The 21,047-nt window shown below is 69.3% G+C and carries 19 protein-coding genes; 12 read left to right on the top strand and 7 right to left on the bottom strand.

Features of this window, described 5'->3' with window-relative positions:
* Together ACFVAE_RS10225 and ACFVAE_RS10220 are read right to left on the bottom strand one after the other, a co-directional pair.
* On the bottom strand, window positions 1-1,128 hold the full coding sequence (locus ACFVAE_RS10225; protein WP_378891346.1) for an AAA family ATPase: 1,128 nt from the start codon (window positions 1,126-1,128) through the stop codon (window positions 1-3).
* A 70-nt stretch (window positions 1,129-1,198) separates the two neighbouring features.
* Entirely contained in the window at window positions 1,199-2,122 is a 924-nt protein-coding gene (locus ACFVAE_RS10220; RefSeq protein ID WP_378891343.1) for a hypothetical protein, read from the bottom strand.
* Window positions 2,123-2,222: 100 nt separating this feature from the next.
* Between ACFVAE_RS10220 and ACFVAE_RS10215 the strand changes: the two genes are divergently transcribed.
* Together ACFVAE_RS10215 and ACFVAE_RS10210 are read left to right on the top strand one after the other, a co-directional pair.
* Window positions 2,223-3,221, top strand: coding sequence for a DUF2804 domain-containing protein (locus tag ACFVAE_RS10215; protein WP_378891341.1), 999 nt, complete (start codon window positions 2,223-2,225; stop codon window positions 3,219-3,221).
* Between the two features lie 136 nt (window positions 3,222-3,357).
* Window positions 3,358-4,761, top strand: coding sequence for an NAD(P)-binding domain-containing protein (locus ACFVAE_RS10210; protein ID WP_378891338.1), 1,404 nt, complete (start codon window positions 3,358-3,360; stop codon window positions 4,759-4,761).
* A gap of 56 nt (window positions 4,762-4,817) precedes the next feature.
* On the opposite strand, the gene ACFVAE_RS10205 is transcribed toward ACFVAE_RS10210, so the two are convergent.
* The gene (locus ACFVAE_RS10205; protein WP_378891335.1) at window positions 4,818-5,549 is read right to left on the bottom strand and encodes a DUF981 domain-containing protein; all 732 of its coding nucleotides are present in this window, start codon (window positions 5,547-5,549) and stop codon (window positions 4,818-4,820) included.
* A 237-nt stretch (window positions 5,550-5,786) separates the two neighbouring features.
* On the opposite strand from ACFVAE_RS10205, the gene ACFVAE_RS10200 reads away from it, so the two are divergent.
* Both ACFVAE_RS10200 and ACFVAE_RS10195 read left to right on the top strand, forming a co-directional pair.
* A complete protein-coding gene (locus tag ACFVAE_RS10200; RefSeq protein ID WP_378891333.1) occupies window positions 5,787-7,922 on the top strand; it encodes an adenylate/guanylate cyclase domain-containing protein in 2,136 nt (711 codons plus the stop codon).
* Between the two features lies 1 nt (window position 7,923).
* Entirely contained in the window at window positions 7,924-9,348 is a 1,425-nt protein-coding gene (locus ACFVAE_RS10195; RefSeq protein ID WP_378891330.1) for a mechanosensitive ion channel domain-containing protein, read from the top strand.
* On the opposite strand, the gene ACFVAE_RS10190 is transcribed toward ACFVAE_RS10195, so the two are convergent.
* Window positions 9,335-10,057 (bottom strand): Pr6Pr family membrane protein, encoded by a 723-nt coding sequence (locus ACFVAE_RS10190; protein ID WP_378891327.1) that lies wholly within the window; start codon window positions 10,055-10,057, stop codon window positions 9,335-9,337. The two genes, ACFVAE_RS10195 and ACFVAE_RS10190, sit on opposite strands and share 14 nt — an antisense overlap.
* Window positions 10,058-10,165: 108 nt before the next feature.
* On the opposite strand from ACFVAE_RS10190, the gene ACFVAE_RS10185 reads away from it, so the two are divergent.
* Window positions 10,166-11,452 carry an adenylosuccinate synthase gene (locus tag ACFVAE_RS10185; protein ID WP_378891325.1) on the top strand — a complete coding sequence of 429 codons (1,287 nt, stop codon included), beginning with the start codon at window positions 10,166-10,168 and terminating at the stop codon, window positions 11,450-11,452.
* Window positions 11,453-11,594: 142 nt separating this feature from the next.
* Entirely contained in the window at window positions 11,595-12,695 is a 1,101-nt protein-coding gene (locus tag ACFVAE_RS10180) for a lactonase family protein (protein WP_378891323.1), read from the top strand.
* Between the two features lie 7 nt (window positions 12,696-12,702).
* Here ACFVAE_RS10180 and ACFVAE_RS10175 read toward each other — a convergent pair whose 3' ends face one another.
* Entirely contained in the window at window positions 12,703-13,797 is a 1,095-nt protein-coding gene (locus ACFVAE_RS10175) for a flavin-containing monooxygenase (RefSeq protein WP_378891320.1), read from the bottom strand.
* 68 nt (window positions 13,798-13,865) lie between these two features.
* Window positions 13,866-15,473: a LuxR C-terminal-related transcriptional regulator gene (locus tag ACFVAE_RS10170; protein WP_378891318.1), complete on the bottom strand. Its 1,608-nt coding sequence runs from the start codon at window positions 15,471-15,473 to the stop codon at window positions 13,866-13,868.
* Between the two features lie 124 nt (window positions 15,474-15,597).
* Between ACFVAE_RS10170 and ACFVAE_RS10165 the strand changes: the two genes are divergently transcribed.
* From ACFVAE_RS10165 to ACFVAE_RS10145, 5 genes are read left to right on the top strand one after another with little or no spacing between them, the layout of a single operon-like run.
* Window positions 15,598-15,900: a DUF427 domain-containing protein gene (locus ACFVAE_RS10165; protein WP_378891316.1), complete on the top strand. Its 303-nt coding sequence runs from the start codon at window positions 15,598-15,600 to the stop codon at window positions 15,898-15,900.
* Between the two features lie 9 nt (window positions 15,901-15,909).
* A complete protein-coding gene (locus ACFVAE_RS10160; protein WP_378891313.1) occupies window positions 15,910-16,752 on the top strand; it encodes an ABC transporter ATP-binding protein in 843 nt (280 codons plus the stop codon).
* Between the two features lies 1 nt (window position 16,753).
* Window positions 16,754-17,518 carry an ABC transporter permease gene (locus ACFVAE_RS10155; RefSeq protein ID WP_378891311.1) on the top strand — a complete coding sequence of 255 codons (765 nt, stop codon included), beginning with the start codon at window positions 16,754-16,756 and terminating at the stop codon, window positions 17,516-17,518.
* The gene (locus ACFVAE_RS10150) at window positions 17,515-18,225 is read left to right on the top strand and encodes an ABC transporter permease (RefSeq protein ID WP_378891308.1); all 711 of its coding nucleotides are present in this window, start codon (window positions 17,515-17,517) and stop codon (window positions 18,223-18,225) included. The genes ACFVAE_RS10155 and ACFVAE_RS10150 overlap by 4 nt, the downstream gene beginning before the upstream one ends.
* A gap of 34 nt (window positions 18,226-18,259) precedes the next feature.
* Complete coding sequence (locus ACFVAE_RS10145) at window positions 18,260-19,183, top strand: ABC transporter substrate-binding protein (RefSeq protein ID WP_378891305.1); 924 nt, start codon at window positions 18,260-18,262, stop codon at window positions 19,181-19,183.
* Between the two features lie 75 nt (window positions 19,184-19,258).
* Here ACFVAE_RS10145 and ACFVAE_RS10140 read toward each other — a convergent pair whose 3' ends face one another.
* Complete coding sequence (locus ACFVAE_RS10140; RefSeq protein ID WP_378891302.1) at window positions 19,259-20,515, bottom strand: AI-2E family transporter; 1,257 nt, start codon at window positions 20,513-20,515, stop codon at window positions 19,259-19,261.
* 64 nt (window positions 20,516-20,579) lie between these two features.
* Here ACFVAE_RS10140 and ACFVAE_RS10135 point away from each other — a divergent pair, with 64 nt between their 5' ends.
* A complete protein-coding gene (locus tag ACFVAE_RS10135) occupies window positions 20,580-20,879 on the top strand; it encodes a chorismate mutase (RefSeq protein WP_236126262.1) in 300 nt (99 codons plus the stop codon).
* Window positions 20,880-21,047 lie beyond the last annotated feature (168 nt).

Below are 21,047 nucleotides of genomic sequence, written 5' to 3'. Positions count from 1 at the left end.
TTACGGCGTCGGCACCGCGGCGAAGATCTGGTCGATGATCTCCTCGCTGCGCACGCCCTCGGCGTCGGCCTCGAACGTCAGCAGCACACGGTGCCGCAGCACCAGGTGACGCAGTTCGCGGACGTCCTCGGGAAGCACGTGGGCGCGACCGTTCAGCAGTGCGAGGGCGCGGGAGGCCTGCAGGAACGCGATGCTCGCACGCGGGCTGGCGCCGTACTTGATGTACCGGGCGCGCTCCTCGCCGATGTATGGCGCGGGGTTCCTCGTGACGTACGCGAGCTGCACGATGTAGTTGCGGATCGAGGGGTCGACGTAGATGCGGGCTGCGGTCTCCTGCAGCATCCGCACGTCGTCGAGGCTGATCGCGCCGGGGACGTGCCTGTCGGGGTCGAGCACGCCGGAGTCGATGCGGCCGAGGATCTCGAACTCCTCGGCCGGGCTCGGGTACTCCACGATCTCCTTGAGCAGGAAGCGGTCCATCTGCGCCTCGGGCAGCTCGTAGGTGCCCTCCTGCTCGATGGGGTTCTGCGTGGCGATCACGAGGAAGGGTCGGGGGAGCGGATGCATCTCCCCACCGATCGTGGTCTGCCGCTCCTGCATCGCCTCGAGCATGGCCGACTGGGTCTTCGCACTGGAGCGGTTGATCTCGTCGAGCAGCACGAAGTTCGCGTGCACCGGGCCGAGCACCGTGCGGAAGGTGCCGGAGGACGCGTCGTAGATCTGGTTGCCCGTGATGTCGCCGGGCAGCAGGTCGGGCGTGCACTGGATGCGCTTGAAGCTGGCCTTCACCGTGTCGGCGAGGGTGCTCGCCGCAGTGGTCTTGGCGAGGCCGGGCACGCTCTCGAGCAGGATGTGCCCGCCGGCGATCAGTGCGATCAGCAGACTGGTGCGCAGGCGCTCCTGGCCGACCATCTTGGTCGAGTACGAATCCGAGATCACCCGGATGATCTCGCGGGCCTGCGCGAGGTCAACGTCGGCGCCGGCGCCCTGCGCGGTCGTCGGGGGCGTGGATGCCGCAGCGGCGGGCGCCGAGGACATCGACGGGCCCGGCACCGAAGAGATCGGCGGCGCGGGCGGCGGCGGGGGCGCGGCGGACGCCCCGCCTGCAGCGGGGAAGGATTCGGTCATCGTCGGTCTCCTCACAGAGGGCCGTGCGGCGGCCCCGCTACAGGGTAGTCGCCGCGGCTCGGAGCACGGTTCAGGTGGGAATGTCCTTGCGACTCATCTCGATCGGGTCGCCCTCGGTGCCGTCGGAATACTCCGCGCGCACGTTCGGGTTCCCGGGGATGAGGTCCAGCACCGAGCGCCCGATGTCGAGTGTCGCGCGGCCGTCGGGGTCGAAAGTGACCGACCCGGCATCCTTCCAGCCGTACGTCACGTCTGCTGTCGAACCCGGCTGACCGGTCATCGACAGCGTGTAGCTCGTGACGATCTCGATGCCGATGAGATTGGGCCCGCGGTTCTCCTTGATGCCGGTGAACGCGAGCGGCGGGGCCGCCGCCGGTGTGGAGGGCGTCGACGGAGCGGGCTTCGGCGCGGAAGGCGCCGAAGGCGGGGACTTCGGAGCCGGGTCGGGCGCCGGTGCCCGCGTCGCGGGCGGTTCGGAGGGTGCCGCCTGCGCCGGTGGCACCACGGGAACCGGCACCGGGGTCGGTGCGGGAGTGGCGGTCGGAGGTGCGGTGCGGACGGGAGCAGGCCCGCCCCGTTCGCCCGGGAGAACCGAGTCCGACGGCGCCGTGAGCGACGCCTGGTCGCGGGCGACGGGGGCCGCTTCGCCGCCGCCGCTCACGATCGCGATCGTGCCCACGACGATGCCGGCGACGACGATCGCCCCTCCGGTGAAGGCGAGCGCGCGGAGGGGCAGTCTCCTCTGATTGCGGACGCGCGCCACCTGCGGCGACATCGGCAGCGGCACGGTCGGCGTGCCGGACGCCGGAGCGGCAGCAGGCTGGGGAGGCCTCGGCGGGATCGGCGGAACGGTCCCGGCGGGTTCGACGGGCGTCAGATCGACAGGCGCGGGCGGCACCGGCAGATCGTGCGCGGGCAGGTTCAGTGCGTCCGGCAGCACGACGGCGTCGTCAGAGGGCGCTACGTCGGGGGCTTCGTAGCTACTGCGGTACATCAGGGTCACCGATCGGTTCGGGTACACGGCCGGTGGGGAGGCGGCCGTTGGATCACCCTACCCGGATAGGGTGATCGCACCCCGAGAGAGAGCCTTCCCCATGCCTGCAGAGCGCGAGCTCACCGCCCCCGTCCCCCTGACGCTGCCGAACGGCCGGCTCGATCCGGATGCGGTCGGCTGGGCGCGGCATCCGCTGGTCGACACCTCGGGGATCGGACGCGGACGCGGGCGCAACAAGCGCTGGGAGTACTGGAACATCGCGACGCCGACGCATGTCGTCGGACTGACGGTCTCGTCGATCGACTACGCCGCGGTGCACGAGGTGTGGGTGTGGGACCGTGCGACCGACCAGACCTGGCATCGGTCGGTCACGAACATCCCGCCGCGCGGCGTGCAGCTGCCGCCCCGGCTCGAGGCCGGGCCGAGCAGGGCCCGCGCGAAGGATCTCGAGATCGACATCGACGAGACGGATGCCGGTACCCGGCTGCACGCACGGATCCCCGGTGCCGAGATCGATGTGGTCGCCGCTCTTCCTGCCGGGCACGAGCGGCTCGCGGTGGTCGTGCCGTGGAGCGAGACGCGCTTCCAGTACACGGTCAAGGATGTCGCGCGCCCGGCATCGGGCGTCCTCGTCCTCGACGGCGTGGAGCACGGGCTGCCGCAGGGCGAGTCGTGGGCGGTGCTCGATCACGGCCGCGGGCGCTGGCCCTACGACGTCCGCTGGAACTGGGGCGCGGGTTCCGGCGTCTCGCACGGACGCACGATCGGCGTGCAGGTCGGCGGGCAGTGGACCGACGGCACCGGATCGACGGAGAACTCGTTCCTCGTCGACGGCCGGCTGCACAAGATCCACGCCGAGCTGACCTGGGACTACGACATCGCCGACTGGCGCCGGCCGTGGCGCATCACCGGCGGTGGACTGGATGCCACGTTCACGCCCGGCTACGACAAGCGCAGCCGCATGAATCTCGGCATCCTGTCGTCGTCCACCGACCAGTGCTTCGGCGACTGGTCGGGCACGTTCCGCACCGAGGCGGGTGAGCTGATCGCGTTCGACGGCATCTTCGGGTGGGCCGAGGACGTGCACAACCGCTGGTGACCCGGGCCTGCTCCGAGCGCACACGCTCCTCCTGATACGTTCGAAGGACAGCCGCTTCCGCGGGCCGGTCGAGCACGATGCTCCCGGTGCCCGGCGGAGCCCTGTTCCGCCGGACGGTCGCGGCTGCGATTCATACATGACGCAAGAAGAGGACAGTTACGTGACGAGCAGAGAACGAGTAGCGATCATCGGCGCCGGCCCCTCGGGCATGGCGCAACTGCGGGCCTTCGAGTCCGCGGCCCGCGACGGGGCGGAGATCCCGGACGTGGTGTGCTTCGAGAAGCAGGCCGACTGGGGCGGCCAGTGGAACTTCACCTGGCGCACCGGACTGGACGAGTTCGGCGAGCCGGTGCACTCCAGCATGTACCGCAACCTGTGGTCAAACGGCCCGAAGGAGGCGCTTGAATTCGCCGACTACTCCTTCGACGAGCACTTCGGCCGCCCGATCTCGTCGTACCCGCCGCGCCCGGTGCTGTGGGACTACATCGCCGGTCGCCTGGAGAAGACCGCGGTGCGCGACCGCATCCGTTTCCAGACCATCGTGCGCTGGGTCGACTACGACGCCGACCGCGAGGTGTTCACCCTGACCAGCGAGCACCTGCCCAGCGGTGAGTCCACCACCTCGGAGTTCGACCGGGTGATCATCGCCAGCGGTCACTTCTCCTTCCCGAACGTGCCGGACTTCCCGGGCATCGAGACCTTCCCCGGCTACCTCAGCCATGCCCACGACTTCCGCGGTGCCGAGGGCTTCGCCGACCGCGACGTGCTGGTCATCGGGGGCAGCTACTCCGCGGAGGACATCGGCAGCCAGGCGTTCAAGATGGGTGCGCGCTCGGTGACGGCGAGCTACCGCACCGCACCGATGGGATACGACTGGCCGGACGGCTTCGAGGAGCGCCCGGTCGTCGAACGCTTCGACGGCAGCACCGTGCACTTCGCCGACGGCTCGTCGAAGGACTTCGATGCCGTCATCCTCTGCACGGGCTATCTGCACAAGTACCCGTTCCTGCCCGACGACCTGTCGCTCTCGTCGCCGAACAACGTGTATCCCGACGGTCTGTACCGCGGCGTGATCTGGCAGCAGAACCCGCGACTGGCCTACCTGGGCGCGCAGGACCAGTGGTTCACCTTCAACATGTTCGACGTGCAGGCCTGGTACGTGCGCGACCTCATCCTGGGCAGGATCGAGCTGCCGGATGCGGCAGAGCGTGCGGCGTCGATCGCGGAGCGGCGTCGGCGCTTCGCGGCGATCGGGATTGCGGCGGACGAGATCCGCTTCCAGGCCGACTACGTGCGCGACCTGATGCAGCAGACCGACTACCCCGAGTTCGACATCGACCGCGTGGTCGAGATCTTCCTCGAGTGGAAGCACGACAAGAAGGCCGACATCATGGGCTACCGCGACCGCGCGTACCGCTCGGTGATGACCGGGACGATGGCCGTCGAGCACCACACCCCGTGGCTGCAGGAGCTGGACGACTCCCTCCCGCGCTACCTGTCGACACCGGCCGACGACCGCGAGGGGCTGCTCGCCGTCTGAGTGAAGATGCCGCTCCCGTCGCACAGTCGGGAGCGGCATCTTGTGTTCGGGGCGGCTCAGCCCATCGTGTTCACGATCAGTCCGATGTGCGTGTAGAAGTTCAGCGCACCGAACAGTAGGAACACGACGCCGGCCACCGTCCAGACGACTCCCATGGTCTTCGCGACGCCGGAGATCGGTCGCGTGCTGCTGAACGAGTTCAGCGCGAACGGGAACAGCACCGAGCCGACGCCGATGAGCGCGAAGAGGCCCGACATGAACGCGGCCTCGATCCACGGCCACTGAGCGAACGCGCCCGAGACCGGCTCCTCGGGCGGAGCGGCGAACAGCTGGAAGATGACCCCGGCCGCGGCGATGCCGAAGAGGGCGAGTCCCAATCCGAAGATGAAGATGCCGAGCGGCTTCGCGGTCGCGGCGGCCTCGGCGGCGCGATCCTCGGAATCGGCGAGCCTGCCACCCCGCTTCCACAGGTAGAAGGATGCCGCGAGCAGCAGCACGCCGAACCCGAGACTGGTCTCACCGAAGATGATGTTGTCGAACGGGAAGTACTTCGCGAACGGCCAGGTCAGCGTCATGTGAGCGCCGGTGAGGGTGAGGATGAAGCCGAGCACTCCCGCCGACAACGCCCAGCCTTCAGCGCGGAACGCCTTGTCGCGCTGGAGTGCGCGTCCCAGGAGCACCAGCAGGATCAGCCCCGCGCCGGCAGCTATCGACATGATGGTGTTGTACGTCGGCATCTGGGTCCAGTCGATCACCAGTCCGGTGTCGTCGCCGTAGATGAAATCCATGATTCTTCGTCCTTCTGACCTCGCTCATGCACGCTGCAGATGTGCAGGCACTGCGCAAGTGTCGTATTCATGTGAATACAACCATCAGGGGTGCGCGATTGTTCCGCACTGGGCGCGACCGCCGGGGAATTCCGCAGCTGCCTCTTCCATTCGGATTTGGGATACCGATAGCTTCGTGGCGAGGGGGATCGTGACGACCCCTCGGACGGGGGGATCACGGTGGCCGACGCTACCCAGGTGACAGAGGAACGGGCGAGGACGAAGCGCCGGAGGCGCGGCGGACTCAGCATCCAGTCGAAGCTGCTCATCATGCTGCTGGGGGTGAGCCTGGTGTCGTCGGTGATCGTCGGCGCCGTGGGATTCATCAACGGCCGGCAGTCCCTGCATGAGTCGGCGATCGACCAGCTCACCACCATCCGTGAGATGCGTAGCTATGAGATGGTCACCGCGATCGAGGACGCCAAGCGCAGCGCCGCGCTGAATTCCCGCAACCTCAGCGCGCAGAACGCTTCGAAGGCGCTCAACGCCGCCTTCGACGAGCTGCAGGGCCGGGAGCTCGACGCCGCCCAGGCCGACGCACTCGAGGCCTATCACCGAGACGTCTTCATCCCTGAGCTGGAGAAGCGCTCCACCGATGAGTACGGCGACGCAGCCTTCATCCCCTCATCGAACGCCGGCCGCTGGCTGCAGGCGCACTACTCGGTCAAGAACGAGGACTTCGACAAGGACTACGACAAGATCCTCCGCGCGAACGACGCCGGCGATGGAACGGCGTACTCGGTCGCCGCCGAGCGCTATGGCGACTACTTCGCGCGCCTCGTCGAGCAGGCCGGCTATGAGGATGTGCTGCTGCTGAACCTGGACGGCGACGTCGTGTTCTCGGCGTACAAGGGCGTCGACCTCGGCACCAACCTCAACGACGGCCCCTACGAGGAGAGCGCACTGGCCGGCGCCTACCGCAAGGCGGTCGCCACGAACTCGGTCAACACCACGGAGCTGACCGACTTCGAGCGCTGGATCCCCTCGCTGGACGTGCCGAGCATGTGGGTGCTCTCCCCGATCGGCAACGACTCCGGCATCACCGGAGTGCTCGCCATGCAGCTGCCGCTGTCGTTCGTGAACGATGTGATGACCGGCGATGAGAACTGGAAGGGACAGGGGCTCGGCGACACCGGCGAGGTGTACCTGGTCGGCCGGGACGACCTGATGCGCAGCAACTCGCGCGCGCTCGTCCAGCACCCGAAGGAGTACGCCCAGAAGGTGATCGAAGCGGGCACCCCGCCGCGGACGGCCAAGCGAGTCGTCGAAGTCGGCGGCACGGTCCTGCTGCAGCCGGCGAAGGCCGAGAGCGTGGAGAGAGCGCAGCGTGGCAAGGAGGGCACCCTCGTCGGCCCCGGCTATCTCAGCGGCGACACGGTCGTCAGCTACGGACCGCTCGACGTGCCGGATCTGGACTGGGTCGTGATCGCCCGCATCGACGCCGATGAGGCGTTCGCGCCGACCGCGGACTTCACCCGCACGGTGCTGATCTGGCTGCTGGGCATCATGCTCGCGGTCGCCCTGCTCTCGCTGCTGCTCGCCCAGGTGTTCACCAGGCCGGTGCACAGGCTCGTGGGGGCAGTCAACAGAGTGGCCGAGGGCGACCTCGACGTACAGGTGCCGCAGGGGTCCCGCGATGAGTTCGGCGACCTCGGCAGCGCCTTCAATGACATGGCCTCCAGCCTGCGGATCAAGCAGCAGCTGATCGACGAGCAGCGTTCCGAGAACGAGAAGCTGATGCACACGCTGATGCCGGAGAGCGTCGCGGCGAAGTACCGCGCCGGCGATGAGGCGATCTCCGAGGCGCACGACAACGTCTCGGTGGTGTTCGGCGAACTGGTCGGATTCGACGAGTACGCCCAGGGGCTCTCCCCAGAGGAGGAGGTCGCGCAGCTGAACGCGCTCATGCGCGGATTCGACGAGGTCGCCGAGAAGGTCGGAGTCGAGAAGGTGCGCACCCTGCACGAAGGGTACCTGGCATCCTCCGGCCTGGTCGTTCCGCGCGTCGACAACGTGCGTCGCGCGGTGGAGTTCGCGCGCGGCATGCTCGGCGTGATCGAGCGGTTCAACGCTCAGAACGAGGCGGAGGTCGCGCTGCGCGTCGGCGTCGACACCGGAACGGTCACGAGCGGTCTGGTGGCGAGGACCACGCTCGCCTACGACCTCTGGGGCGACGCCGTGAACCTCGCGTACCGGGTGCGCTCGGTGACCGGCGAGCCGGGAATCTACGTCAGCCAGGATGTGCGCGACCGAACGCAGGAGCTGTTCTCCTACATCGAAGCCGGCACGGTCGATGTCCAGGGCCGGTCCGAGACCGTGTGGAAGGTGGCCTGACATGGCTGAGGCGTTCGCCGACGGGTGGGCCTGGTGGGTGATCGGGATCGCGATCGGCTTCCCCGTCCTGCTCGTCGGCATCACCGAGCTGCTGGGAGCCCTGCGCAGGCGCAACAGTCCGCTCGCCGGCCCGGTCGCGATTCTGCGGAACTGGGTGATCCCCGCCGGCGCGCTGCTGGCGCTGCTCGTGTTCGCGATCCGGTCGCCCGCCGATCAGGTCTGGGTGCGCGTGGTCGCCACCGTGTTCGGTTTCCTGCTGATCCTGCTGGTGCTGTCCGCGTTCAACGTCGTGCTGTTCGCGAACGCCTCGGAGGGTTCCTGGCGCAAGCGCATCCCGACGATCTTCATCGAGATCGCCCGTCTCGTGCTCGTCGTGGTCGGTCTCGCGATCCTGTTCGCCTGGGTGTGGGAGGCGGATGTCGGCGGGCTCTTCGCCGCACTGGGGGTGACCTCCATCGTCATCGGCCTTGCCCTGCAGAACGCCGTCGGCGGTGTGATCTCCGGTCTCCTGCTGCTGTTCGAGCAGCCGTTCAAGATCGGCGACCACCTCGACACCGGCGGCGTGAAGGGCCGGGTCACCGAGGTGAACTGGCGGGCGGTGCACATCGACACCGGCTCCGGCATCCAGATCGTGCCGAACTCGACGCTCTCCGGGGCGTCGTTCACGAACATGAGCGAGCCGGACGGCCCCTATGCGGCGACCGCCGACATCGCTTTCACCACCGACGACCCGCCGCACGAGGTGGTCGCCCTGCTGATCGACGTGGCCGAAGGACTGCCGCTGCGCCTGCCCCGCGAGCGCGTGTCGGTGGAGTACTCCGGCAAGGGCGCGTACTCGGTGTCGATCCCCGTGGCATCCCCCGCCGACGCCTCGCGAGCGCTCACCGTGTACCTCTCCTGGCTCTGGTACGCCGCGCGCCGGCGCGGGCTCGCGCTCGACGGCGATTCGACCGATCCGATCGCCGAGCCCGCGCGACTCGATGCCGCGATCGAAGACCTCGCCCCTGCGCTGCACCTCGCCGCCGAGGACCGCGACCTGCTGCGCACGACCTCGCGGCTGCAGCGGTTCGGCGCCGGTGAGACGGTACTCGGCAGCGGCGTCGTTCCCGACGAGGTGCACTTCATCGTGGAGGGGGCGGTCACGCTCTCGCTCGAGGTACAGGGCAGCCGGCTGGACTTCGCCGGCGCCGAGCGCGGCGACCTGGTCGGCCACACCGCCCTGACCCGGCAGCGCAGCCAGGCGGTCACCACGGCCGCGGGCATGCTCACGGTCCTGACCGTGCCGCTCGAGACCGTGGACGCCCTGGTGCGCGCCCGGCCCCGGCTGGCCGCCGAGATCGGCGAATCGCTCGACATGAGACGTGAGCAGGCCGAGACGGCGCTCGGCGAGCTCGGGCTGACCCGCAGCATGCTCACGGACCGCTGAGCGCAGCATCCTCGACGGTCGGTACGACGGATGCCGCGCGCCGGCGCCCGATCCAGAGCACTGCGGCCGCCACGGCGATGATCGCGACGGCGATGCCGACGACGTAGCCGGCGACGCCCAGGTACCCGCCCGGCACGTGGTGCGGGTTCAGGAACGGGTAGGGGTACCACCACGGGTCGCCGGTCGCGGGCCCGATGATGAAGTTCGCGCGGATCAGCGTGTAGACCACCCAGACGATCGGGAAAGCGGCCACGATCCACAGCGACGACCAGGACAGTGCGCGCGGACGCGGTGCGAACAGCACGTCGGCGAGCAGGAACAGCGGCGTGACCACGTGCAGAACCTCGTTCGACCACCACACCGTCGAACCCTGATCCAGTGCGATGCCGCGCAGCAGCACGTTGTAGACGATGCCGGTCACGATCATGTACGTCGAGACGCACAGCAGCAGCGTGGCCAGCCATTGCGGCACGGATCCGGTCGTGTGCCGCAGCATCCACACTCCGCCGATCGCCAGTGCGACCACCGCGCCGACGTTCGACAGGATCGTGAAGAAGCTGAAGAAGTTCGCGATCACGGTGGGCACGTGCGCGGTCCAGGGATCGGATGCCGCGAGCGTGCGCTCGAGGGTGCGGATCAGCTGAGCGATGATGGCGGCTGCGGTCAGCGCGGCGGCGGCCAGTCGGGCCCACGGCCACCATGTCGTCATGGCGAAACTGTAGCGCGGAGCCCGCCCGGTAGGATGGAAAAGCCCGCTCAGGGCCAGCTCATCGGCCGGTGCAAGCCCGGCGAACAGCGAAATCCAGGGGGTCCACCCATGCCAGGACTAGTAATCGTCGGCGTCCAGTGGGGCGATGAGGGTAAGGGCAAGGCGACTGACCTGCTCGGCGAGCGCACCGACTGGGTGGTGAAGTTCAACGGCGGCAACAACGCCGGTCACACCGTCGTCGTCGGCGACGAGAAGTACGCCCTGCACCTGCTGCCCTCCGGCATCCTGACTCCGGGCGTGACGCCCGTGATCGGAAACGGCGTCGTGGTCGACCTCGAGGTGCTCTTCAGCGAGCTCGAGGCGCTCTCGGCCCGCGGCGTCGACGTCTCCAAGCTCAAGGTCAGTGCGAACGCGCACCTGATCACGCAGTACCACCGCACCCTCGACAAGGTCACCGAGCGCTTCCTCGGCAAGCGCAACATCGGCACCACCGGCCGCGGCATCGGCCCGGCCTACGCCGACAAGATCAACCGGGTCGGTCTGCGCGTGCAGGACCTCTTCGACGAGAACATCCTGCGGCAGAAGGTCGAGGGCGCCCTCGACCAGAAGAACCACCTGCTGGTGAAGGTCTTCAACCGCCGCGCCATCACGTGCGACGAGATCGTCGACGAGCTGCTGGGCTACGCCGAGCGGTTGCGCCCGATGGTCGCCGACACCGGCCACCTGATCGCCGAGGCGCTCGGCCGCGGCGAGGTCGTGGTGTTCGAGGGCGGCCAGGCGACCATGCTCGACGTCGACCACGGCACCTACCCGTTCGTGACCTCGTCGACGGCGACGGCCGCGGGGGCTGCGGCCGGCTCGGGCGTGGGCCCGAACAGCCTCGACCGCATCGTCGGCATCGTCAAGGCCTACACGACGCGCGTCGGCTCCGGTCCGTTCCCGACCGAGCTCAACGACGAGATGGGCGAGTGGCTGCGCAAGACCGGCTTCGAGTACGGCACGACCACCGGTCGCCTGCGTCGCACCGGCTGGTACGACGCGCCGATCACCGGCTACGCGACCCGCGTGAACGGCATCACCGATCTGGTGCTCACCAAGCTCGACGTGCTGACCGGCCTGGACCGGATCCCGGTCTGCGTGGCCTACGACGTCGACGGCACCCGCTTCGATGACGTGCCGGTGAACCAGACCGACTTCCACCACGCGAAGCCGATCTACGAGACCTTCCCCGGCTGGAAGGAAGACATCTCCACGGCCCGCCGGTTCGAGGATCTGCCGCAGAACGCGCAGGACTACGTGCTCGCGCTCGAGAAGATGAGCAACACGCGCATCTCGGTGATCGGCGTCGGCCCGGAGCGCGACGAGGTCATCGTCCGCCACGATCTGCTCGACTGAGCTCCGCGCGGCCGGACTGGCGCGCGAGTGAACCAGTCCGCCTACGAGGGCACCGGCTGCCGACATGCGTGACCGGTGCCCTCGGCGGCAGGCGGTTCGCCCGTCGGCACCCGGCTCACTCGGCGACAAGAGAGGATGCCGCATGACGCGGTTCTGGCTCGGCGGCTACGGCTCCGACATGGACGGGGATGCCGCGGGCATCGGTCTGCTCGCGGGCGACGAAGCGCGCCCGCAGACGACCCTGGCCTACCGCGGCACGGTCGCGCCGGCCCCGGACCCGTCCTGGCTGGCGCAGCATCCGTCTCTCGACGTCGTGTACGCGGCGCTGGAGGGATCGGGCGAGGTCGCGGCCTTCGTGCGCGACGGCGAGTCCTCGCTGCGCCCGCTGGGCGCACCGGTCCCCGCCGGTGCCGCCGTCTGCCACCTGGCGGTCTCGCCCGACGGCCGGTTCCTGGTCGCCAGCTGCTACGGCGACGGCCGGGTCGTGCGCATCGGGCTCGACTTTGAGGGGCGCCTGGTTCCGGATGCCGCGGACAGGGCCGCCGCGCTGCGCGCAGCGCTGTTCGGGGACGACCAGCACACCCCCGGGGCCGAGCCGGGGCAGGCATCCGACCCCTACCCGACGCCGACCGGAACCGACCCGCGGGTCTCGCACGCGCATGCCGCGGTGTTCCTGCGAGACGGGCGGATCGCGACGACCGACCTCGGCTTCGACCTGGTGCGCATCTGGCGGCCGGCCGCGACGGGGCTGCAGCTCGACCACGAGGTCGTGCTGCAGCGCGGCTCCGGCCCACGGCACATGGTCGCGCACCCCAGCGGACACCTGCACGTGGTGACCGAGTACTCCTGCGAGGTGTTCACGCTGACCGCCGATCGTGAAGGTCGCTGGGGACTCGTCTCGGGCGTGGTCGTCTCGGCGATCGCGACACCGGGCTTCGACTTCCCGGCCGAGCTCGCCCGCTCACGAGACGGCGAGACGCTGTACACCGCCCTGCGCGGCAGCAATACGATCGCAGCTCTCCGCGTGCGCGGCGGCGGTGAGATCGTCGAGCCGCTCGCACTCGCCGACTCGGGCGTGGACTGGCCGCGGCACCACCTTGTGCACGAGGGCGCTCTGCTGGTCGCCGGGCAGCGGTCCGACACGGTGTCGGTGCTCGACATCGACGAGCGCACCGGTGCTCCGCGCGACATCCGGCACACCGCACCGGCGCCCACGCCGACCTGTTTCCTGCCGGTGCGCTGACCCCCGGTCACGCAGCCGCGAGCGCGGCCGCCCTGGCACTGAACAGGCGCTCCATCACGTACGCGGCATCCCTGCCCATCCCCATCAGCGTCGGCGACGCCGCCGAGTACTGGAACGGGAGGCCGACGAACGCGAGCCCTGGCGCGCCCGTCGACATCCCCCGCTCGTGCGCGGGCCGGCCGTTCCCGTCGAAGGCGGCGGGAATCTGCAGCCAGTCCAGCCGCGGCAGCGATCCGGTACACCACACGACGGTCGCCGGATCCAGCATCTCGCCGTCCTCGAGCACCGGTCGGCCGTCGTCCACCCGTCCGACCCGTCCGACCCGGCGCACGCCCCGCCGGTCGAGATCGACCAGGTGGTTGCGCACCAGGTTCACACCGTGCCCCTGGTGCTCCTGCATGAAGCGCCTGCCCTTCTCGGTGTCGACCGTGGTGTTCCGCAGCCGCCGGATGAAGATGCTCGAGACCAGGTTGCCGATCGGGGTGTCGATCCGGCCGGGCACCTGCCCGGGGTCGCGTCCGGCGATGGTCGTCCGGTGCCCCGCCGCGGCTGCCTCCAGGGCGATGTCGGTTCCGGAGTTCGCCGCTCCCACGACCAGCACCGGTCCGTCAGCGAAGTCCTCCGGTCCGCGGTAGTCGAGGGAGTGCAGTTGCCGGATGCCGGGATCCAGCTCGGCGGCGAAGGGCGGCGTGATCGCCCTGTGGTGCGCACCGGCCGCGACGATCACCCGCGCGGCGACGACCTCACGGTCGCCGGAGAGGACGAGACGGAACCGTCCCTCCTCTGCGGTGAGCCGCTCCACGCGTGTCGACGTGCGCACCGGCAGATCGAACGCCGCGGCATATCGCTCCAGGTAGTCGGCGAGCTGGCCCCCGGTCGGATAGTCGAAGAAGCCGATGTCGAGCGGCATCCCGGGCAGCTTGGCCCAGCGTCGAGGGGTGAACAGGCGCAGCGACCGGTAGCGCTCGCGCCAGCTGTCGCCGATGCGCGCGTGGTCGTCGTACACCTCGAAGGTGATGCCGCGCTCGCTCGCCAGCGCGGCGGTGTGCAGGCCGGCCGCGCCGGCTCCGACGATGGCCAGGTCGAGGGTTGTGGTGGACATGATTCCTCCTTTCCCCAGACGCTACGGACGGGGCATCCACCGGACATCGGCAGAAATGACCAATCGAGTCAGGAGGGCGAGACGAGGCCGTGTTCGAACGCGTACGCCGTCGCTGCGGAGCGGCTCGGCACGCCGAGCTTGGCGAGGATGTTGCCCACGTGACGCGCGACCGTGCGCTCGCTGAGGAACAGCCGCTCGGCGATGCGCCGGTTCGAGCATCCGTGCGCGACGAGATCGAGCACCTCGCGCTCGCGCGGACTCAGGCCGGCAGTCGGAGCGGGCGCGGCGCCGGCGTTCGCCGCGATCCGTTCGAGTCGAACCAGGTCGGGGACGGCGCCGAGGCCCTCCAGCACTGTGCGGGCGGCGTCGAACTCGAGCTGCGCGCCCTCTTCGTCACCGGCGGCGCGGGCAGTGCGGCCGATCGCGACGCGCGTCAGTGCGGCCTCGTACGGGGCGTCGAGTCGCCGCCAGGCCGACCAGGCTCCGCGGAGCAGGGTCTGCGCATCCGCGTCCGCTCCTTCGGCCAGGGCGACCAGCCCGTCGGCGTGCGACGAGAGTGCACGGAGGTACAGCAGATCGCCCGCCGCGAAGCCGCGCAGCTCGGCGGCGGCGTCGGCGGCGTCTGCGGCCCGCCGCCGGTCGAGCGAGACGAGCACCGCGGCGAAGAGCAGCTCGGCGCGCACCGCCGGCTCTCGCGCCGTCGAGTGAGCCCTGACGAGTCCTGCCCAGGCGGTGTCGAGCTCGCCGGCGTCGCGGTGCACGAGCGCCAGCCCGGGCTGCACCTCGCGGCCGAGTGCGGCGGCCCGCCGGTAGGCGTGCAGGGCGGGTTCGGCGCGTCCGGTGACGCGGTGCAGCTCGCCGAGGCGGTACCACGCGTTGCCGAGCGTGTCCGTGCGCTCCTCGGTGCGGCAGACGCCGTCGGCAGCATCCAGCGCGGCGGTCCACTCGCCGCCGAACTGCATGACCGTGGCTGTGTGCAGCGTGCACTCGCCGCGGAACGGCTCGAGTCCGCGCTGGGCGTCGCACCAGTCGCCCAGGTCTCTCGTCCACACTCTGGCCCGCTCGATGTCTCCGCGGGCGAGCAGGCTCGCGATCACCGCGCAGTACGCAGGGCCGGCACCTCGATCGCTCACGTGCCCTGTAGCGATCATCAGCATGACCCGATCCATGCATGCGACGCCGTCGTCGATGCGACCGGCGCGCATGAGGGCCCGGCCCTCGCCCATCACGGCGAGCACCTCCACATCGGCGTCGACGCCGGATGCGGCACGACCCGCCGCACGGTACAGCGCGGCGGACTCCGCGACATCGCCCCGCAGGTAGACCGCCTGTGCCCGGCAGAGTGCGGTGACGGCGTCGGTGCGCGGGTCGCCGGCGAAGCGCTCGCCGAGATCGAGCAGGGTGGCCATCCAGCCCCCGGCCTTCACCGCGTCGCCGTGCTCTCCGAGTGTGAACCCGAGCCAGAAGGCACAGCGCACCGCATCCGAACCGGACCCGTCGTCCAGGAAGCGCCGGAACGCACGTTCCCAAGCCCGCTCGCAGACGTCATGACGGCCGGTGAACCAGGCAGCCTGGCCGAGCTCGTCGAGCTCTCGAGCGCCCAGGGACGACTCGTTCGCGACGAGCGAGTCGAAACGCCCGGTCCAGTCGATGACCGCGGCCTCCCGGATGGCCATGCACAAAGTATCCGCGCAGCCGGCCGCCGGGACAACGGATGGCGCGTTTCTCACGGTTCCGTGGGAAACGGGGCCGGATGTCGGCGGCAGACCCTAGGCTCGGTACAGATCCGGAGGAGGCCTGATGAAGGCAGTGTTCGCAGGAACCGTGCTCGCCGAAGCCGACGAGTCCGAGCTGGTGCAGATCGAGGGCAACTACTACTTCCCGCCGTCCACCGTGCACCCGGCTGCGCTGGTCGAGAGCCCCACGCCGCACACCTCCTCGGAGAAGGGCGTCCGCCAGAACTACTCGGTGATCGTCGACGGCGAGAAGCACGAGGATCTCGCCTGGACCTACCCCGAGCCCTCCCCGTCCGAGATAGAGGCGGTGGGCACCGACTTCTCGGGCTATGTCGCCTTCAGCCCCGAAGTTGAGGTCCGCTCCTAGGGGCCGCCCATGATCGAGTTCCGATCCGTATCGAAGACCTTCCCCGACGGCACTTCCGCCGTGCGGGACTTCAGCCTGCAGATCCCCGCCCGCAAGACCACCGTGTTCGTCGGATCATCCGGCTGCGGCAAGACCACGCTGCTGCGCATGATCAACCGCATGGTCGAGCCGTCCTCGGGTGACGTGCAGATCGACGGCGAGAGCGTGCTCAACGGTGACCCCGTCGCCCTGCGCCGTCGCATCGGGTACGTGCTGCAGAACTCCGGCCTCATGCCGCACTTCACCGTGATCGACAACGTCTCCACCGTGCTGCGCATCACCGGCGTGGGGCGCGCGGAGGCGCACGCCAGGGCGCGCGAGCTGCTCGACACCGTCGGCCTGGCGCAGTCGCTCGCCGGCCGCTATCCCGCACAGCTCTCGGGCGGACAGCAGCAGCGCGTCGGGGTCGCCCGGGCGCTCGCCGCAGACCCCAACATCCTGCTCATGGACGAGCCGTTCGGCGCCGTCGACCCGATCGTGCGCGCGGATCTGCAGCAGGAGCTCATCCGCCTGCAGCGCGAGCTGGGCAAGACCGTCGTGTTCGTCACGCACGACATCGACGAGGCGTTCCTGCTCGGCGACCAGGTCGTCATCCTCGACGTGGGCGCGCGCGTCGTCCAGCGCGGCACGCCCAGCGAGATCATCGAGAATCCGGCCGATGACTTCGTCACCGCGTTCATCGGCGGCGACCGCGGCAAGCGCGCGCTGCGGCTGAAGCAGACGCCGCGCGGAACAGTCGTCGTCGACGAGTTCGGCCGCACCCAGGGGTCGATCGTCTCCGATGCCGCGGCACCGGTGGTCGAAGGCGGCTGACGTGGACTGGATCGTCGACAACATCGGGATGATCCTCGATCTCTCCGTCGTGCACCTGCGACAGAGCGTGATCGCCATCGTCATCGGGTTCATCCTGTCGGTGCCGCTCGGCTGGGTCGCCTGGCGGTACACGCGCCTGCGCGGCTGGATCATCGTCGCCACCGGACTGCTCTACACGATCCCCTCACTGGCGCTGTTCATGCTGCTGCCCGCTCTGTTCGGCTACTCGGCCATCACCGAGCTCAATCTGGTGATCGCACTGACGATCTACGCGATCGCGATCCTGGTGCGCGCCGTCGCCGACGGGCTCGACTCCGTCGACCCTGTGGTGCGCGAGTCGGCCACAGCGCTCGGCTACGGACCCGTGCGACGGTTCTTCACCGTGGAGTTCCCGCTCGCCGGGCCGGTCGTCCTCGCCGGGCTCCGTGTGGCGGCGGTCAGCACGATCTCGCTCGCGACCGTCGGCATCCTGATCGGTGTCACCAACCTTGGTTACCTGTTCACCGCCGGCCTGCAGCGGCGGCTGATCGCCGAGGTGCTCGCCGGCGTCGTCGCCGTGCTGGTGATCGCGCTGATCGTCGACGTGCTGCTGGTGCTGCTCGGCAGGCTGCTCATGCCATGGACGCGGATCGGCTCGCGCCGGCGCGGTTCGCGCAGCGACGCGGATGCTGCGGATCGTCCTGCATCCGTCGTCGTCGATCCCGCGGACGACCCGGCGGCGATCGATCCCGGCGCCCTTGCGCTGACGAAGGGGGAGCGCGGATGAACGTCTTCGCCGAAGCGTTCGCGTGGCTGTTCGCACCCGAGCAGTGGCAGGGACCGAACTCGATCCCGGTCATGCTCGCCCAGCACCTGCTCTACACCGGCATCTCGGTGCTGATCGCGGTGCTCATCGCCGTGCCCATCGGCTGGGCGATCGGGCACACGGGCAAGGGCCGCGAGGTCGCGGTCGCGTTCGCCGGAGCAGCGCGGGCGCTGCCCTCGTTCGGCCTGATGATCCTGCTGGTGCTGCTGTTCGGAGTGCTGCAGATCCCCGCGGCCGCCGTCGTGACCTTCGTGCTGCTCGGCATCCCGCCGCTGCTCGCCGGCGCCTACACCGGCTTCGAGGCGATCGACCGGCAGGTGATCGATGCCGCCCGCGCGTTCGGGATGACGCGCTGGCAACTGCTCTGGAAGGTCGAGGTGCCGCTCGGGCTGCCGCTGCTGATCGCGGGCCTGCGCTCCGCGGCGCTGCAGATCATCGCCACCGTCACCATCGGCGCCTACGTCGGCCTCGGCGGTCTGGGCGCGCCGATCATCCAGGGCATCCCGCTCAATCGCTTCGACATGGTGCTCGCCGGCGCGATCCTCGTCGCCGCTCTCGCCCTGTTGGCCGACCTGCTGCTCGCGCTCGCGCAGCGGGCATCCGTTCCCGCCGGCCTTCGGACCGCACCCGTCCGCGGAAAGCCGCAAGCCGCGGCATCCGCTGCCTGAACCTGCAAAGAAACCACCGTCAGAGAGGAACATCATGTTCACCGGACGCACCACCCGCACCGTCGCCGCCACGGCGATCGCCGCCCTCGCTGCACTGGCTCTCGCCGGCTGCGGCGGGAACCCGCTCGACAAGCCCAGCGACAAGCCGGCCGCGAGCGGCGGATCCGACCAGACCATCGTGGTCGGATCGCAGGCGTACTACTCGAACGAGATCATCGCCGAGATCTACGCGCAGGCACTTGAGGATGCCGGTTTCACGGTCGAGAAGAAGTTCAACATCGGGCAGCGCGACGCCTACATGCCCGAGGTCGAGTCCGGGCAGATCGATCTGTTCCCGGAGTACACCGGCAACCTGCTGGAGTACCTCGACAAGAGCGCCAAGGCCACCGGCCCCGACGAGGTCTACGCCGCGCTGAAGGATGCGCTGCCGAGCGGCCTGGTCGCCCTCGACTACGCGCAGGCGACCGACCAGGACACCTACACGGTGACCAAGGCGACGGCCGACAAGTACGGCCTCGTCGAGATCGGCGACCTGGCCAAGGCCGACAAGAAGCTCACGATCGGCGCTGCGCCCGAGTTCGAGAAGCGCCCCTACGGTCCTGCGGCGGCGAAGACGGACTACGGCGTCGACCTGAACTTCTCGGCCACCGGACCGACCACGCTCGAGTCGCTGCTGGCAGGCAAGATCGACGTGGCCGACATCTACAGCGCCGACCCGGCCTTCAAGACTGAGAAGATCGTGGCGCTTAAGGATCCGAAGAACATGATCCTGTCGTCCAACGTCGTCCCGATCGCCAGCGAGGACATCGCCGACGACATCTCGAAGACGATCAACGCCGTGAGCGCGAAGCTGACCGTCGACGAGCTGATCGGCCTGAACGTGCAGTCCACGGTCGACAAGAAGGAGCCCGCCGCGATCGCCAAGGCCTGGCTGGCCGACCAGGGCCTGGTCGGCTGACCGCCCGCGACGCCCTCATCGCAGACGAAGGCGGCCGGCCCCGATCGGGACCGGCCGCCTTTGCGTGTCAGCGGATCATTCCCGGGCGTCCTGCCGGGGGATCCAGATCTGCTTGATGATGATGAGGATCGAGGCCGTGACGGGCACCGCGACCAGGGCGCCGAGCAGGCCGAGCAGCGTGCCTCCGGCCATCGCGCCGATGACCACGAGGGCGCCGGGCACAGCGACCGCCCGGTTCATCACCTTGGGGGTCAGGTAGTACGCCTCGATCTGCATGTAGACCAGGTAGCAGGCCGCGAACACCAGAGCCATCAGCGGGTTGCTGAACAGGGCGATCACCGAGCCGACGATCCAGAACAGCACCGATCCGATCAGCGGGATCAGCGTGAACAGGAACGAGATCGCCGCCATCAGGGGCGGGAACGGCAGGCCCAGGAAGAAGAACAGCGCGAGCGTGACCATGGAGTTCGCGAACGCGAGCACGACCATGCCCATGATGTAGCCACCGACCGAGTCGGTGATCTGGTCGGTGATGTCCGCCGCGCGTGCGCGGTCGCGCGCCGGGGCCAGCCGCAGCATCGAGGTCTTGATGCTCGGGAGGCCGGCGACGAAGTACAGCATGAGCACCAGCACGATGATCATGCCGGAGATGCCGGTCGCGATCGAAGTGCCCACCTGCAGGGCGCCGCCGCCGATCGAGAGCACGGTGCCGGGGTCGGTGAGGAAGCCCTGGATCTGCTTCACCCATTCGCCGACCTGGTCGCCGAACTGCTTCTGCAGCGAGTCGTAGAGCTCGGTGGTCTGGAAGTCGCGGATGATGCCCGGGATAGAGGTGATGAACAGCGTGATCTGCTTCACGATGACCGGCACGATCAGCCAGAGCACCAGCACGATGAGGGCGAGCAGGGTGAGGATGACGGTGAGCACGCCCCAGCCGCGCGGCATGCCCCGTCGCTCCAGCATCCGCACCGCCGGGTCGAGACCCAGCGCGCCGAACGCGGCCAGCGCGATGTAGATCAGCACGGTGGCGAGGTTGGCGAGCATCAGGCCGAACAGCAGGGCGGTCAGCGCGCCAAGGGTGACCAGGATGCCGAACACGAACGGCTTGTCGATGCGCGTCCAGAACGATCGGCTCGGCGTCATCGGCTCGATCACGACGGGATTGGGCGCCGGATGGTGCGCGGCGGCGGCTTCCGCGGCCTTCGCAGCTGCGGCACGTTCTGCCCTGCTCGGCTTCGCCGCCGGCTTTGCGGGCGGCACCGCCTCGGCAGCCGCCCTCTCGGCGTAGCCGTTGCCCTCGGCCGGGATCTGCGCGCTCTCGTCAGAACTCATGGTCACACTCTAGGGCGTGGGTCGGTTCCGGCTATCGTCGTACTGTCGCCGATCGAGGAGCCTCATGACTGACGCCGAAGCCGCCCGTGCCGAGCTGCTGCGCCTGCGAGCCAGCATCGACAACATCGACGCCGCACTGATCTTCATGCTCGCCGAACGCTTTCGCTGCACTCAGCAGGTCGGTCATCTGAAGGCGGAGCATGAGATGCCCGCATCCGATCCGGGCCGCGAGGAGCAGCAGGTCGCGCGCCTGCGTGCGCTCGCCGAAGAGGCTCACCTCGACCCCGAGTTCGCCGAGAAGTGGTTCAACTTCGTGGTCGCCGAGGTCATCCGGCACCACACCGAAGCCGCGGAAGGCCGCTGAGCGGAGGGCCTGAAGGCCCTACCGGGGCGCCGCGTCAACGCGCGACGCCCCGGAGTGGTCGGTGCCGCCCATCCGGACTCCCCAGTGTCCGGTTCCCCTTCGGCTGCTCATCCGATCCGTCCTCTCCCCAGAAGACGCGGATCCTCGAGTGCTCCTCCCACAGAGAGA

The sequence above is a fragment of the Microbacterium sp. NPDC057659 genome (assembly GCF_042799915.1).
Lineage (GTDB): Bacteria > Actinomycetota > Actinomycetes > Actinomycetales > Microbacteriaceae > Microbacterium.
Note: the sequence above shows the minus strand (reverse complement) of the source record. Positions and strands in the feature narration are given on the sequence as shown.

Excerpts from the sequence above, each read along its gene's own strand:
- ACFVAE_RS10160 (WP_378891313.1), top strand. The coding sequence starts at position 15,910 with ATGATCGAGTTCCGATCCGTATCGAAGACCTTCCCCGACGGCACTTCC.
- ACFVAE_RS10175 (WP_378891320.1), bottom strand. The coding sequence starts at position 13,797 with ATGTCCACCACAACCCTCGACCTGGCCATCGTCGGAGCCGGCGCGGCC.
- ACFVAE_RS10180 (WP_378891323.1), top strand. The coding sequence starts at position 11,595 with ATGACGCGGTTCTGGCTCGGCGGCTACGGCTCCGACATGGACGGGGAT.
- ACFVAE_RS10135 (WP_236126262.1), top strand. The coding sequence starts at position 20,580 with ATGACTGACGCCGAAGCCGCCCGTGCCGAGCTGCTGCGCCTGCGAGCC.
- ACFVAE_RS10150 (WP_378891308.1), top strand. The coding sequence starts at position 17,515 with ATGAACGTCTTCGCCGAAGCGTTCGCGTGGCTGTTCGCACCCGAGCAG.
- ACFVAE_RS10190 (WP_378891327.1), bottom strand. The coding sequence starts at position 10,057 with ATGACGACATGGTGGCCGTGGGCCCGACTGGCCGCCGCCGCGCTGACC.
- ACFVAE_RS10140 (WP_378891302.1), bottom strand. The coding sequence starts at position 20,515 with ATGAGTTCTGACGAGAGCGCGCAGATCCCGGCCGAGGGCAACGGCTAC.
- ACFVAE_RS10220 (WP_378891343.1), bottom strand. The coding sequence starts at position 2,122 with ATGTACCGCAGTAGCTACGAAGCCCCCGACGTAGCGCCCTCTGACGAC.
- ACFVAE_RS10215 (WP_378891341.1), top strand. The coding sequence starts at position 2,223 with ATGCCTGCAGAGCGCGAGCTCACCGCCCCCGTCCCCCTGACGCTGCCG.
- ACFVAE_RS10205 (WP_378891335.1), bottom strand. The coding sequence starts at position 5,549 with ATGGATTTCATCTACGGCGACGACACCGGACTGGTGATCGACTGGACC.
- ACFVAE_RS10210 (WP_378891338.1), top strand. The coding sequence starts at position 3,358 with ATGACGCAAGAAGAGGACAGTTACGTGACGAGCAGAGAACGAGTAGCG.
- ACFVAE_RS10185 (WP_378891325.1), top strand. The coding sequence starts at position 10,166 with ATGCCAGGACTAGTAATCGTCGGCGTCCAGTGGGGCGATGAGGGTAAG.
- ACFVAE_RS10145 (WP_378891305.1), top strand. The coding sequence starts at position 18,260 with ATGTTCACCGGACGCACCACCCGCACCGTCGCCGCCACGGCGATCGCC.
- ACFVAE_RS10165 (WP_378891316.1), top strand. The coding sequence starts at position 15,598 with ATGAAGGCAGTGTTCGCAGGAACCGTGCTCGCCGAAGCCGACGAGTCC.
- ACFVAE_RS10170 (WP_378891318.1), bottom strand. The coding sequence starts at position 15,473 with ATGGCCATCCGGGAGGCCGCGGTCATCGACTGGACCGGGCGTTTCGAC.
- ACFVAE_RS10225 (WP_378891346.1), bottom strand. The coding sequence starts at position 1,128 with ATGACCGAATCCTTCCCCGCTGCAGGCGGGGCGTCCGCCGCGCCCCCG.
- ACFVAE_RS10195 (WP_378891330.1), top strand. The coding sequence starts at position 7,924 with ATGGCTGAGGCGTTCGCCGACGGGTGGGCCTGGTGGGTGATCGGGATC.